This is a genomic window from Acinetobacter baretiae (assembly GCF_015627105.1).
GTDB classification, from domain to species: Bacteria; Pseudomonadota; Gammaproteobacteria; order Pseudomonadales; family Moraxellaceae; genus Acinetobacter; species Acinetobacter baretiae.
Genome location: NZ_VTDM01000009.1, coordinates 206,609 through 220,732, shown reverse-complemented (window position 1 = coordinate 220,732; position 14,124 = coordinate 206,609). Strand labels below are relative to the sequence as shown.

Annotated in this window: 12 protein-coding genes and 4 tRNA genes; 3 read left to right on the top strand and 13 right to left on the bottom strand. The window is 38.6% G+C overall.

Annotation, left to right across the window (positions count from 1 at the left end; all coding sequences use genetic code 11):
• The first annotated feature begins 269 nt into the window (after positions 1-269).
• Genes I2F17_RS05045 through I2F17_RS05035 form a run of 3 tightly spaced genes read left to right on the top strand, consistent with a single transcriptional unit; the run spans position 270 to position 2,483 of the window.
• Positions 270-776, top strand: a complete 507-nt coding sequence (locus I2F17_RS05045; protein WP_196422301.1) for a YfiR family protein — start codon at positions 270-272, stop codon at positions 774-776.
• Complete coding sequence (locus I2F17_RS05040; RefSeq protein ID WP_407926548.1) at positions 776-1,987, top strand: diguanylate cyclase domain-containing protein; 1,212 nt, start codon at positions 776-778, stop codon at positions 1,985-1,987. The genes I2F17_RS05045 and I2F17_RS05040 overlap by 1 nt, the downstream gene beginning before the upstream one ends.
• Before the next feature lie 19 nt (positions 1,988-2,006).
• Complete coding sequence (locus I2F17_RS05035; protein ID WP_407926545.1) at positions 2,007-2,483, top strand: OmpA family protein; 477 nt, start codon at positions 2,007-2,009, stop codon at positions 2,481-2,483.
• Between the two features lie 41 nt (positions 2,484-2,524).
• On the opposite strand, the gene I2F17_RS05030 is transcribed toward I2F17_RS05035, so the two are convergent.
• From I2F17_RS05030 to I2F17_RS04970, 13 genes are all read right to left on the bottom strand, one after another.
• Positions 2,525-2,601, bottom strand: a tRNA-Pro gene (locus tag I2F17_RS05030).
• A 5-nt stretch (positions 2,602-2,606) separates the two neighbouring features.
• Positions 2,607-2,682 (bottom strand) — tRNA-His (locus tag I2F17_RS05025).
• 33 nt (positions 2,683-2,715) lie between these two features.
• Positions 2,716-2,792, bottom strand: a tRNA-Arg gene (locus I2F17_RS05020).
• Between the two features lie 41 nt (positions 2,793-2,833).
• Positions 2,834-2,910 (bottom strand) — tRNA-Pro (locus tag I2F17_RS05015).
• A 234-nt stretch (positions 2,911-3,144) separates the two neighbouring features.
• The gene (gene argJ / locus I2F17_RS05010) at positions 3,145-4,365 is read right to left on the bottom strand and encodes a bifunctional glutamate N-acetyltransferase/amino-acid acetyltransferase ArgJ (protein ID WP_196422298.1); all 1,221 of its coding nucleotides are present in this window, start codon (positions 4,363-4,365) and stop codon (positions 3,145-3,147) included.
• A gap of 61 nt (positions 4,366-4,426) precedes the next feature.
• Positions 4,427-4,783 (bottom strand): hypothetical protein, encoded by a 357-nt coding sequence (locus I2F17_RS05005; protein WP_196422297.1) that lies wholly within the window; start codon positions 4,781-4,783, stop codon positions 4,427-4,429.
• A 124-nt stretch (positions 4,784-4,907) separates the two neighbouring features.
• Positions 4,908-7,616: a preprotein translocase subunit SecA gene (gene secA / locus I2F17_RS05000; RefSeq protein WP_196422296.1), complete on the bottom strand. Its 2,709-nt coding sequence runs from the start codon at positions 7,614-7,616 to the stop codon at positions 4,908-4,910.
• Positions 7,617-7,824: 208 nt separating this feature from the next.
• Positions 7,825-8,925, bottom strand: a complete 1,101-nt coding sequence (locus I2F17_RS04995) for an SPOR domain-containing protein (RefSeq protein ID WP_211139240.1) — start codon at positions 8,923-8,925, stop codon at positions 7,825-7,827.
• Positions 8,912-10,195, bottom strand: coding sequence for a bifunctional tetrahydrofolate synthase/dihydrofolate synthase (folC, locus tag I2F17_RS04990; protein WP_211139239.1), 1,284 nt, complete (start codon positions 10,193-10,195; stop codon positions 8,912-8,914). Before folC ends, I2F17_RS04995 begins: the two co-directional genes overlap by 14 nt.
• The gene (gene accD, locus I2F17_RS04985) at positions 10,192-11,088 is read right to left on the bottom strand and encodes an acetyl-CoA carboxylase, carboxyltransferase subunit beta (protein ID WP_196422293.1); all 897 of its coding nucleotides are present in this window, start codon (positions 11,086-11,088) and stop codon (positions 10,192-10,194) included. Before accD ends, folC begins: the two co-directional genes overlap by 4 nt.
• A gap of 2 nt (positions 11,089-11,090) precedes the next feature.
• Positions 11,091-11,891: a tryptophan synthase subunit alpha gene (gene trpA / locus I2F17_RS04980; RefSeq protein ID WP_196422292.1), complete on the bottom strand. Its 801-nt coding sequence runs from the start codon at positions 11,889-11,891 to the stop codon at positions 11,091-11,093.
• Between the two features lie 364 nt (positions 11,892-12,255).
• Positions 12,256-13,482 carry a tryptophan synthase subunit beta gene (gene trpB, locus I2F17_RS04975; RefSeq protein ID WP_196422291.1) on the bottom strand — a complete coding sequence of 409 codons (1,227 nt, stop codon included), beginning with the start codon at positions 13,480-13,482 and terminating at the stop codon, positions 12,256-12,258.
• Complete coding sequence (locus tag I2F17_RS04970) at positions 13,460-14,107, bottom strand: phosphoribosylanthranilate isomerase (RefSeq protein ID WP_196422290.1); 648 nt, start codon at positions 14,105-14,107, stop codon at positions 13,460-13,462. The genes trpB and I2F17_RS04970 overlap by 23 nt, the downstream gene beginning before the upstream one ends.
• Positions 14,108-14,124: the final 17 nt, after the last annotated feature.

Below are 14,124 nucleotides of genomic sequence, written 5' to 3'. Positions count from 1 at the left end.
ACTCAACCCCCAACCAATCAATTTAAAGTCAAAACCCTAAATTAATCAACTAAGCTATTGTTTATCAAGAAGTTTCTCTCAACAGCACCGCCGATGGATACGCATTATATATAATCCCCTAGCCTTTGCAACCCCTTTTTATCTCTTATCTCAATTTATTTAATCAAATGTGTGATATCTGAACAAATATGGGAGTTTTAAAACCAGATTGATGATTATCTATACATTTATCAGTATAGTAGATTTAGAATTCATTCGATTTTGATGTTATGTCTGTTTTTTATTATTTAAAACAACTCTTGATTTGTGTCTGTTTAATCATTTTACCTCAACTTGCCACAGCAGGTTACAGTCATAATGTGTATACATTAACATTTGCTATTTTAAGTTATACAAAATGGAACTCTACGGTACCTACAATTTGCGTATTAGAAGATGCTGCTGTTTTTCAAAATTTCAAGCAACAGATGAAATATACAAACTATGCTTACAATATTGTCTTAATCAATGAAGGTGATTTAAAAACCCAACATTGTGATGCTATTTTTTTGAGTACCAATAAATCAATTACTCAGCAAAATAATATTCTGAGAAGTAATTTTCAACCATTTACTCTATCTCTCACCAATAATAATACTGAATGTGAAGGCCAAGTCATTTTCTGTTTATACCAAAGAAAAGATTTTTACACGTTTAATGTGAATTTAGATGCCCTGAGTCACTCTAAACTACATATTGATCCTCGTGTTCTTTTACTTGCAAAGAATATGGAGTGATTCTAATGAAACCCCAAAAATTGAAATCTTTGCGCAGCGTATTCAAAAAATCACAATTAATTGCATTTGTTATTATGCTGATGATTTGTTTGCTTATGTTTACGTCAATCTCCACTCTTGTAATGAAAACGTATGTGCAACAAAACATTAATTTACTAGGTAATACACTAAGTGATCGTATTCAACCTGCACTTGTATTTAGAGATGAAGCGATATTAAAACAAGTTCTTAATGAATATACGCAAACACATTCTATTAAAAAAATTTATGTTTTCGATAATAAAAATAATTTACTAGGAAGTAGCATAAAACCTGAGGTACAGTTTTCTTTTTTTGAAAATTTATTAAATGGATGGTTTTTAAAACAACCCTCTAATTTTATTGTTTATCATCAAGAAAAAATTGGCGTGATACAAATTTATGGTAGCTCTGAAGCAACTTTACGTTTCTTATTTACCATCTTTTTTGAAATTTTTATCTGTATGGCCGCCATGCTTATCACTCTTTGGTTTTTAACAAAAACAACCTATCGTTTCATTATGCAATCTATTTATCCACTTACTCATATTGCACAGTTGGTGAGTGATCAAAAAGCCTATAATTTACGATTCCCTGACAATAAAATTTATGAATTTCAAAATCTAAACCATGTGTTTAATGAATTACTTTCAGAAATTCAATCTTGGCATAACCAACTACAAGATGAAAACCATCAATTATCCTATCAAGCAAAACACGATTCACTCACAGGCCTAGCCAATAAAAGTTATTTTTATCAATTTTTAATGAGCATTTTTACGCAACCTGTTGAGAAGTCATCTACAGTGTTACTATTTATTGATAATAATGATTTCAAATTAATTAATGATAAATACGGCCACCTCGCTGGTGATAATGTATTAATTGAAATGGCGATTCGATTCAAGGCTGCCCTATTAGATCATTGCTTTATTGCCCGTTTAGGAGGTGATGAGTTTGCCGTTGTGCTAACAAATATTTTTACTCACCATCAACTATTTGAATATATTAATATATTAATGCAAACTCAAGATGAACCAATCATATTTAATGAACAAGAAATATTTTTTAGTTTTAGTATTGGTGTCGCTTATTTCAATTATGCATCCTCACCAGAGGAATTAATTAATCAAGCAGATCAAGCAATGTATCAAGCAAAAAATACTTCAAAACACTGGTTTATACACCATTAAATTTATAGGCCAAATGATCATGAATAAATTATTACAAGTTACTCTATTGAGTGTGCTTAGTTTGCAACTACTTACAGGATGTCAACTTGGTGGTGTTAACTACAAGCAATCTTTGATGTTACAACGTGAAGGGTTTCGCTTAGCAGATGAAGGATGGACACTCGGTTTATCTGAACGTATTTTATTTGATTTTGATAAATCAAAAGTTACACCACAGCAACAAGCGAGTTTGACTTTACTTGCACAAGAACTCTCTAAATACAAACTTTACAGACTTAAAATTATTGGGCATACCGATGATTTAGGAGGGAGCGAATATAATACTAAACTGTCAAAAGGTAGAGCTGAGAGTGTTGCTGATATTTTTTATCAAAACGGCTTTAGTCACGAAAATATCATTGTGATTGGCAGAGGTTCTTCAGAGCCTTTAAATATTAATGATAGTGAAGAACACCGAGCGAATAATCGTAGAGTGACTATCATTGTTACTCCTTAAATTATAGGCAAAAAAAATCCGCTTTTTAAAGCGGTATTTTTTGGTCGGAGCAGTAGGATTCGAACCTACGACCCCCTGGTCCCAAACCAGGTGCACTACCAGGCTGTGCTATGCTCCGTAAATTGGGGTGAATGATGGGGCTCGAACCCACGACAACCGGAATCACAATCCGGGGCTCTACCAACTGAGCTACATCCACCATAACGGTTGTTCTTTACCTACCAGACAACTATGGTGCGCCTGACAGGATTCGAACCTGTGACCATCCGCTTAGAAGGCGGATGCTCTATCCAACTGAGCTACAGGCGCATAACTGATGCTATATATAGCATCCATACTCTGCCGATTTTTGGTCGGAGCAGTAGGATTCGAACCTACGACCCCCTGGTCCCAAACCAGGTGCACTACCAGGCTGTGCTATGCTCCGATTATTCTCAGCTTCTTTCACACCACACATCGTGCGGTACGGTGTGCATTCTATGCTTCGATCTGAGTTAGGTCAAGCCATATATTTAAAAAAAAGCATTTTATTTTATCAATAGAACATTTATTCATCATAGTTACTATTTTTTGCTCTATTTTTATTCATTTCAACAACTTAAAATTGAATATTTAAGAAATCCCATATGTTATATGAGATTTCTTAACCACTAAAATTTACTTAAGATCTGTAATCTGCATTAATTTTTACATAATCATATGATAAATCGCAGGTGTAAACGGTGTCTTTTGCTTGCCCTCGACCAAGGTCAACGTGAATTGTTAATTCAGGTTTGGACATAATCCGCACGCCCTCTTCTTCACTATAAGTATGTGCTCGCCCACCATTTTCACAAATTTGAACTTCATCTAGCCACACTTGAACTTTTTCTACATCGAGTTGGGCAATATTGGCATAACCTATTGCACATAAAATGCGCCCCCAATTTGGATCTGATGCAAAAATAGCAGTTTTAACAAGGGGGGAATGAGCAATACTATATGCTACATCACAACACTCTTGTGTATTTTCACCACCTTTAACTTCAACCGTAATAAATTTTGTGGCACCCTCGCCATCTCTTACGATTAATTGTGCTAGGCGTTTCATGACTTCAAACAATTTCTCTTTTACCAAAGCATATCTTGCATCAGTTTCCGTCAGAATTTCTTGACCACCACCTTGACCTGTTGCTGCAAAAATACATGAGTCATTGGTTGAAGTATCGCCATCGACAGTAATTCGATTAAATGATTGGTCTGCTGCTTCTTTCAGTAGCTTCTCTACAAGTACTTTACTAATCGGTATATCTGTGACAACAAAACTCAACATGGTTGCCATATTGGGGCGGATCATACCAGCACCTTTACTGATGCCTGTCATATGATACACAATACCATCTAACTCAATGTCTACTGATGCGCCTTTAGGTATGGTGTCTGTCGTCATAATGCCATGTGCAGCATCTAACCATGCATTTTCATCTAAGGTGTTCAATGCAGGTGAAATGGCATCTATAATGCGTTTTATAGGAAGTTGTTCGCCGATAACACCTGTTGAAAATGGTAGTACTTGCTCTGTTTTATGGTTCGTATGTTTTGCAACAGCATCACACATAGCATATGCGTTTTGCAGCCCTTCTTTACCTGTACCTGCATTTGCATTGCCTGTATTAATAATCAGGTAACGAATATCTGCATGGTTCAGGTGTTTTTTACACACCTGAACAGGGGCAGCACAAAATGCATTTTGTGTAAAAATACCTGCAACATGTGTACCTTCTGAAAATTCAAAAATTACAAGATCTCGCCGATTGGGATAGCGAACATATGCTTCTGTAGAACCAATTTTCAAGCCTTTGACTGCTTGCATTTGTGGTATGTGTATATCACCAACCGCCATGATTTTTCCTAATATATGACAACGAAAGAAGGTACAATGGGAAAACACCCATTTTATTTATTTACTGATTTAACTGCGCAGACATATCCACAAGGACTTTTTCTGCATTTAGTTGGCTTGTTTCAGAAACTGCTGGGTTTTGTGCAATGATTTTTTTAGCTGTCACGTTATTTGCAGCTGCAATAGCATCCGTTTGTAAAATAACTGTACGCCCTTCTGTATTATCTAAAGTGTAACTAATGCCTGTACGCGGGCTAATAATTGTAAGCGTATTTCCTTTTGAGTTGGCTTCTGCCAATTGAGGCCCCATCGCTGCTTTTACATTACCAACCGTGGTTGTAAATGGAGTTGTTGGTGCAGCAATTGTAACTGTAGATGCCATAATTAAAGAAGCAACTAAACCGTGTTTTATTTTCATAATCATCTTATCTCTGTTGTGTTGACCCTTACTATAGCAAAATTTTTATTAAAATTTAGTAGTCAAAACGCGCTGATAAACATAAAAAAGCAGAACTCTTGTTCTGCTTTTGTAAAGGCCTTAGTTAAATTTTACCATGACATTGTTTATATTTTAATCCCGATCCACAAGGGCATGGTGCATTACGACTGATTGGTGCTGTAGTTTCATCTGCAGTCAGTTCTTTCGGAGTTTGGATAGATTCATCTTGAGTTACAGTACCTGTTAATCCATCGACATTGTCATGCTCAAACACCAAATCTGTGTTTTGTTGTTGTGCTTCTAACGCTGCCATTTCTTCTGGTGAAGGAACTCTAACAGTTGATAAGTCATTCACAATATCACTTTTAATCACACCTAACATATTTACAAACAAGTTAAAGGCTTCTTTTTTATATTCTTGTTCAGGATTTTTCTGAGCATAACCTCTAAGATGAATTCCTTGACGTAAGTAATCCATTGCAGATAGATGCTCTTTCCAATGGCGATCTAACGCATTTAACGTATAGTTTCGCTCTAACATTTCTGCCATTTCAGCACCCATATTTTGGCGGCGCTCGCGATAACGGGTTAATACTTGATCTGTAATACGTCTGACTAGACCTTCTTCATCTAGTCTACGGTCATCATCTAACCACTGCTGGATTGGTAGATCTATGTGCAAGTCTGTACGTAATGCCGTTTCCAACCCTTGAATGTCCCACTGATCATGAATAGACTCTGGTGGTATAAACGTGGCTATAAAACCTGTCATCACTTCTTGATGCATTTCTTCAAGATAGTTTTGTAATGACGCTTCAACTAAAATTTCGTCTCGTTGTGAGTAAATGATTTTACGTTGTTCGTTATTTACGTCATCATATTTCAATAGATTTTTACGAATATCAAAATTTCGTGCTTCTACTTTACGCTGTGCATTTTCAATCGAACGACTCACCATTTTATGTTCTATTGCTTCATCTTCTTTTAAACCCATCGCTCGCATCATGGCGATGACGCGATCGCCTGCAAAGATACGCATCAAATCATCTTCTAAAGACAAATAAAACCGTGATAATCCGGGGTCACCTTGTCGACCCGCACGACCACGTAATTGGTTATCAATACGGCGAGACTCATGGCGTTCTGAACCAATAATGTGTAAACCACCTGCATCGAGAACGGCTTCATGATCAAGTTGCCACTGTTGTTTCAAGCGTGCTTCATCTTCTGCTGTTGGGTTTTCAATTTTAGCCAGTTTCGCTTTCCAGTTACCGCCAAGCAAAATATCTGTACCACGACCTGCCATATTGGTGGCAATCGTGACTGCCCCTAAACTACCTGCTTGGGCAATAATATCGGCTTCTCTTTCATGTTGTTTGGCATTTAATACTTCGTGTTTAATGCCCGCTTGAGTCATTTTATGAGATAAAATTTCACTGGCTTCAATCGTTGCCGTTCCAACCAAAATTGGAGCTTTTGTGTCTTGAATACGTTTAATCTCTGCAACAATTGCATCGTATTTACCATTACGATTAAGATAAATTAGATCATTTAGATCTTTACGTACCATTGGTCGATGTGTAGGAATCAGAACCACATCTAAACCATAGATTTCTTTCATTTCTGATGCTTCAGTATCTGCGGTACCTGTCATCCCTGAAAGTTTTTTATAAAGACGGAAATAGTTTTGGAATGTTGTGGTGGCGAGTGTTTGATTTTCAGGCTGAATTTCTAATTTTTCTTTGGCTTCTACTGCTTGGTGTAAACCTTCTGACCAACGACGACCGGGCATGGTTCGGCCTGTATGTTCATCGACAATAACAATTTCACCGTCATGAATAATGTACTGTACATCTTTTTGAAAGAGAAAGTGAGCACGAATTGCAGCAGACACATGATGAACTAAATTTAAGTTTGTTGCTGAATAGAGCGTATCTCCTTCATCTAACAATCCCATAGCGATGAGCTCTTTTTCTACAGTCTCATAACCTATTTCTGTCATTTCTACTGAGCGTTGCTTTTCATCAATCCAAAAGTGGCCACCGTCTGCAACTTTTTCTTCTTTTTGCGGGTGAAGTTTTGGTGGAATTGCATTAATTGCTGCATAAAGTTGTGATGAATCTTCACTTTGCCCTGAAATAATGAGCGGTGTACGTGCTTCATCAATTAAAATTGAATCGACTTCGTCAATAATTGCATAGCTTAAACCACGTTGTTTTTTTTCTGCAAATGAAAATACCATGTTGTCGCGTAGGTAATCGAAACCAAATTCATTATTGGTTCCGTAAGTGATGTCTGCGGTGTATGCGTGTGCCTTTTCATCTGGCGCTTGCATTGAGTAAATCGTACCAACAGTAAGGCCTAAAAATTCAAACAATGGGCGGTTAAGTTCTGCATCACGCTGAGCAAGATAGTCATTGACTGTGATGATATGTACGCCTTCACCACTTAATGCATTTAAATAACATGCAAGGGTACCCATAAGGGTTTTCCCTTCTCCTGTACGCATTTCGGCAATTTTACCTTCATGCAAGGTAATACCACCGATTAATTGCACATCATAGTGGCGCATGCCCATAATGCGTTTTGCAGCTTCTCGACATACAGCGAAAGCTTCTGGTAATAAGCTATCTAAGCTTTTTCCAGACTGATAGCGCTGTTTAAAATCTTGTGTTTTTTCCGATAGCTCTGCATCACTGAGCGCAGATATCGTCGGTTCGAGCGCATTAATTTTATCTACAATTTTACGCATACGTTTGAGCTCTCGCTCATTTTTAGTACCGAAGATACCTCCGATCAGACTTCCCAACATGAATCACTCTCTAATTTTGGCTAGTTCAAAATAAATGCTTGTCATTACTGTTTATTATGGTGTTAGTTTTTGGAAGTACAAGTTTTTTGAACAAAAACTATGACTTTTATTGTCAAATGCATGCTTATACACCCTTGGTTTGACAGATTACAACCCACCGTGAGGCAGTGTAATGTATTTATTTATTACACTGCCAAAATATTTGCACTTAACGTTCTTCTAAAGGTACCCAGTCAATCACCCAAGCAGATGGCATATTTAGACTGTCATCTGTTTGGATTTTTTTACGTAGTGTATCGGCATGGTCTTTATTTTTACTTGGACCCACCATAATTCGTATCCCTTTTGAGGTCGGACTTGTTGTCGTTTTATAGCCTTTGGCTTTTAGTTTCGCAATAATGGCATCTGCATTGGCTTGGTTACCTGCTAACGCCACTTGTACCATCCATTTTTTATTACTGTTATCATCTTTCATAATTTCACGAGCTTTATCTGCATCTGCTTTTTTCTTATGATCAAGCTCATTTTGAGTTTGCATATGACTTTGCTCAATTTTATGTTTTGTATCTATTTCGACTGGATCTTTGTCTTTTTGTTTAACCTCTTGTTTTTGCGTTTGTGCCTTTAGCTTTTCTTCATGCTCTTTTTTCGCTTGTTCACGATCTGCTTTCTTTTTCAGCTCTTGCTCTGCCTTTTGTTCACTTTCTAGTGCTTGACGTTTACGCTCTTTTTCTTTTTTTTCATTCTCTAACGCTTGGTTTTTGCGCTCTTTTTCTTTGAGCTCAGCTTGCTTCTTTGCTTCAGCTTTTTTTTCTAAATCTGCTTTTTGTTTTGCCTCAAGCGCTTGCTTTTTTTGATCTACACGCGGTTGAGTAGATGAATCTGTTGTCGTTGCATCTGGTGGCATATTCACTGCTGCCTGCTCTTTGGCACGACGTGCATTAATTTGCGCATATTCTTGAGCTGCTTTTTTTGCGGCCGCAGCCTCTGCAAGCTGTTGTTGTGCAAGATATTTTTGAGTTTTTTCTTCTTGATCTGCGATAACTTTTTCTCGAGTACGTTTTTGTTCTTCAAGTAATCGTTTTTCTGTCTCTATATCTACTGTTACAGGTTGCAGTGACTGCATTTCTTCAATTTTAGCAGGTGCAGATGTTTTGGAGGTGCTCACCTGTGATGCTGGCTTCACTCCCTCTTGCACTTGATTTTCTTTGATTTCATGTGCACCTTTAAACAGCAGTGCAGCAAGCAAGGTGCTACCACCAAGCAGAACAACGCCGCCCATCCAACGTTGTTTATTATTCATGGACATGTGCTATAGACTCCCAAACCGTTTCTAAAGTGTGAAACGAACCACAGACAAGTATAATCTGATGTGGTTGTAAAGTCTTTAATGCTTTTTGAAAGGCTTGCTCGATATTTACAGAAGTATGCACTATAGCATCATGAAGATGAGCTGTAATTTGTTCAATAGATGCAGCCCGTTGCGTTTCTAATGCGGCAATATGCCATGCCTTAATATGTGATTTAAGTTGTGTCGTTACTGCTTCAATATCTTTATCAACCAACATTGAAAATACGCAAATTACCTCGGTATATTGAGCATTTTGGCAAAGAAATACCTGAAGTTGTTGTAACAAAAATTCTACACCATGTGCATTATGTCCTGCATCTAAAATGATTTGCTTACCATCAAGATTGACGATTTCAAAACGCCCTGCCAAATGAGCATTTTCAATCCCTTGAGCAAGAGCATCATCACTCACATTTAAGCCACTAACCATCAAGGCTGCGACTGCCGTTGCTGTGTTATGAGTGGCTAATTTTCCTTGAGGTAACTCAAGCGTTGTTGCTGGCGTTGAAAATGTCCATGTCGTGCTATTGTTTTGATAAAAAAAGTCTTGATTATAACAATACAAAGGTGCGTGGCAAATATTAGCTTGATTTTGAATGGCTTGCGGTAATGGCTGTTGTCCTGCAAAGATGGTTGGAATATATGGTCGAATAATACCCGCTTTCTCTTTTGCAATTTTTTCAATACTGTCACCCAACCAATCGACATGATCAAGCCCAATATTGGTAATGACCGCCACATCTGGGTCTATAATATTCACCACATCTAAACGACCACCTAAGCCAACTTCGAGTACCCAGACATCACACTTACGCCGAGTAAACACTAAAAATGCAGCCAAAGTCGTGGCTTCAAAAAACGATAGGCTCAAGCCGCAATCTCTACGTGCTTGATCTACAGCAACAAATGCATCGATTAACTCTACATCTGTTGCTTCAACGCCCGACACTTTAATACGTTCATTAAAACGATAAATATGGGGTGACTGATATAAACCTACATCATAGCCTGCTTCTTTGAGTATTTGAGCAATGATGGTGGTGGTTGACCCTTTTCCATTTGTACCTGCCACAGTAATGATTTTTGCTTGTGGCTGTGTAATGGCTAATGTTTGTGCTACAGGTAAGACCCGTTCTAAACCAAGATCGATACCAGACACATGAACACGGCCCCAATAATTGAGCCATGTCATTAAATCATCGGTATGCAAAGGTGCGACTATGTTCAATTTACGTTCATCAACTTGCTGATAATACGATATACAGTATCACGTAATGAATGACGATGAACAATTTGATCGACCACACCATGATCGAGTAGATATTCTGCTCGTTGGAACGGTTCTTCTAATTTTTCACGCACTGTTTGTTCAATCACTCGTTTGCCTGCAAACCCAATCATAGCTTTAGGCTCTGCAATATGTACATCTCCTAACATAGCCAGTGAAGCGGTCACTCCACCATACACAGGATGGGTTAACACAACGATATAAGGTAAACCTGCTGCTTTAACCTTTTCAATTGCAGCAGACGTTCTGGCCATTTGCATTAAAGATAACATTCCTTCTTGCATACGTGCACCACCTGATGCAGCAAAACAAATGAGGGGTTGTTTTTTTTGAATGGCACTTTCAGCTGCTTGTACAAAGCGATCACCCACCACTGTACCCATAGAGCCGCCCATAAAGTCAAACTCAAAAGCACATGCTGTCATTGCAATGTTTTTAATATGACCTTGTAAAACAACCAAAGCTTCTGATTCACCTGTTTTCTTTTGTGCATCAAGCATACGTTCGGTATACGGCTTACTGTCTACAAATTTAAGTGGATCTTTTGCGACATAGTTTTGGCCAAGTTCTGCATCGACTTGATCAAAAAACCAATTTAAGCGCTCACGAGCTTTCATGCGTAAGTGTTCATCACATTGTGGACACACATAGGCATTAAATGACATCGCTGTACGAGTGGTTAATGCATGACACTCAGGACATTCAACCGTTGGCTCTGTAAACGAAGACTTAAATGTTTCTTGTTCAGTCAGTACATAAACGCCCGGTACAGCTCGCTCTGTCCACGGTGTATTTGGGCTTAGTACTTTTGCAGGTTTTACATCTTGACTCATACTTACTGTTCATCGAGCGCAGCTCGAAGCTCCTTAACTTTATTAATCGTTTGCAACGTAGCTTGTTCGATAGAAAGTGTAGCAAAAGGTTTTACTAGCACACTTCCGACAATCACTGCATCTGCTACAGCACCCATCGCTTTGGCTGATGCTGCATCATGAATACCAAAACCAACGCCAACAGGAATATCTGTTTGTTGTTGAATGTAGGCAATCCGCTGTGCTGCTTCTTCTACATTTAATGTGGCTGCCCCTGTCACACCTTTTAGTGAAACATAATAAATAAATCCACTTGCTTGTTTCACGACATGTGCAATTCGTTCATTTTTTGAAGTTGGTGCAATTAAAAATATTTGATCTAACCCATACTGTTTTAACACTTGATTAAACTCATAGGCTTCTTCAGGCGGCAAATCAACCAACAAAATACCATCTACACCACTTTGCTTGGCTTGTTTTACAAAATTTTCATAACCAATGACTTCAATAGGATTTAAATATCCCATCAGTACGACAGGCGTGTCTGCGTCACGATCACGAAACTTTTCTACCATGTTTAAAACATCTAAGGTACTGGTTCCCCCTGCAAGTGCACGTTCTGCAGCCAAGGCAATTACAGGACCATCTGCCATTGGATCTGAAAAAGGCAATCCTAACTCAAGCACATCGACACCTGCATCGACCATTTGATGTAACAATGCAACAGTTACATCTGGCTGTGGGTCACCAGCCATAACATACGACACCAATGCTTTGCGTTTTTGGGATTTAAGCTGGTCAAAACGTTGAGCGAGACGACTCATAATAGTTCTTTTCCTTGCATAGTTTTAAATAGGAGGGATTACTTTAATGTTGTTTAAGATACAACCCATTGTAACGCTATTTTTTATGCCTTGCACAGTCACCCAAATCACGTTATGACGTGAAGCTATGCGTTATACACATTTAGGCCTACATTAATCAATATTTCGTTGTTTTTCTCAATGATCAAAGATATCTTTTTTTGAGAGGTTTATTTTTTCACATATGGCATATTTTTAGCAAAAATATGAATAAATAGTTTAAATAACAATTATTTAAAACACATCATACCTTTAAATAAGCCTTTGCATAATTCACCCAAAATAAAAAAGGTGCTCATGAGCACCTTTTTTATTTAAACATGATTTACATATCAACCATTTCAATACCGTCTATATTTGCCATCGTCAAAAGGTCTTTATCTCCTCGACCAGAAACGGTTGCAATAATGATTTGATCTTGACTCATGGTTGGGGCAAGTTGAGTTACATATGCCATGGCATGTGCGCTTTCTAAAGCAGGAATGATTCCCTCTATACGTGTCAGATCTCTAAAGCCTTGCAAAGCTTCATCGTCAATAATTGGTACATAGTTTACTCGTTTCATATCTTTCAAAAAGCTATGCTCCGGACCCACACCTGGATAGTCTAAACCTGCAGAAATACTATGTGTTTCAATGATCTGACCTTGTGCATCACTCATGAGATATGTACGATTGCCATGTAATACCCCCACATGGCCTGCATTGAGTGGTGCTGAGTGTTTACCTGTTTCTACACCCAAACCTGCAGCTTCAACACCATACATTTTGACAGATTCATCATTAAGAAATGGATAAAATAAACCAATGGCATTTGATCCACCGCCTACACATGCCACTAAAGCATCAGGTAAACGTCCAGCTTGTTCTTGAATTTGACGGCGTGCTTCACGACCAATAATTGACTGAAAATCACGTACCAATTGCGGATATGGATGAGGCCCTGCCACTGTTCCAATAATGTAATATGTATTATCTACATTACTCACCCAGTCTCTCATGGCTTCATTTAAAGCATCTTTTAATGTACGTGAACCACTGCTCACAGGTACAACTTTTGCACCGAGCAATCGCATTCGATAAACGTTCATGGCTTGACGTTTCACGTCATCTGCGCCCATGTAAACCACGCATTCTAACCCCAAACGTGCAGCAATCGTTGCTGTTGCAACCCCATGCTGACCTGCTCCTGTTTCTGCAATAATACGTGTTTTTCCTGAAAGTTTTGCCAACAAGGCTTGCCCAATCGTGTTATTTACTTTGTGCGAACCGGTATGATTCAAATCTTCACGTTTTAAATAAATTTGTGCACCACCGAGCTCTTTTGACCATCGCTCAGCATAATAAAGAGGACTTGGGCGACCCACGTAGTACGCCATATCACGGTCAAATTCGGCCAAAAACTGGGCATCGCCTTTCATACGCTCGTATAAATTTTCTAAATCTTCGAGGGCTGCCATCAAAGTTTCTGAGACAAATCGTCCGCCATGAATACCAAAATGCCCACGAGCATCTGGATATTGTGTGTAGTCAATCTTCGTTTGCTGATCCACAATGGACTCCTTGCATAAACGCTTTAATCAGTTGATGATCTTTTATTCCTTTTGCCGACTCTACACCACCACTCACATCTACGGCAAAAGGTGTTGTTATTGTGATGGCTTGTTTCACATTTTCTGGAGTAAGCCCACCCGCTAAAATTAAAGCAGTGGACGAGGTGGGAAATACAGACCAATCAAATGAATGTCCTGTGCCACCTTTTAGTACAGGGTGCCATGCATCTAGTAATACCGCACTTGCACCCGCTTGACAATAACGCTGGATTTCTTGATGTACATCCAATTGTGCATGCACCTGTATTGCTTTGTACCAACGCCGACCGACTTGTTTGGCCAAGTGAGCACATTGGCTTGGTGTTTCTTGCCCATGAAATTGTAACACGTCTAGCGCCACATGCTGTAATGTCTCTTGAATATCCACCAACGTTGCATCTACAAATAAACCCACTATTTGGACATAAGGAGGTATAACCTGTGCAATCTGCTGTGCTTGAACAGCAGTCACCGCTCTTGGGCTAGGTGGATAAAATACAAAACCTATCGCATCTGCGCCATGATCTACCGCAGCACGTGCATCTTCAACGCGAGTAATGCCACAAATTTTAGTACGTGTTCGCATGCGTTACTCTTTTCTCA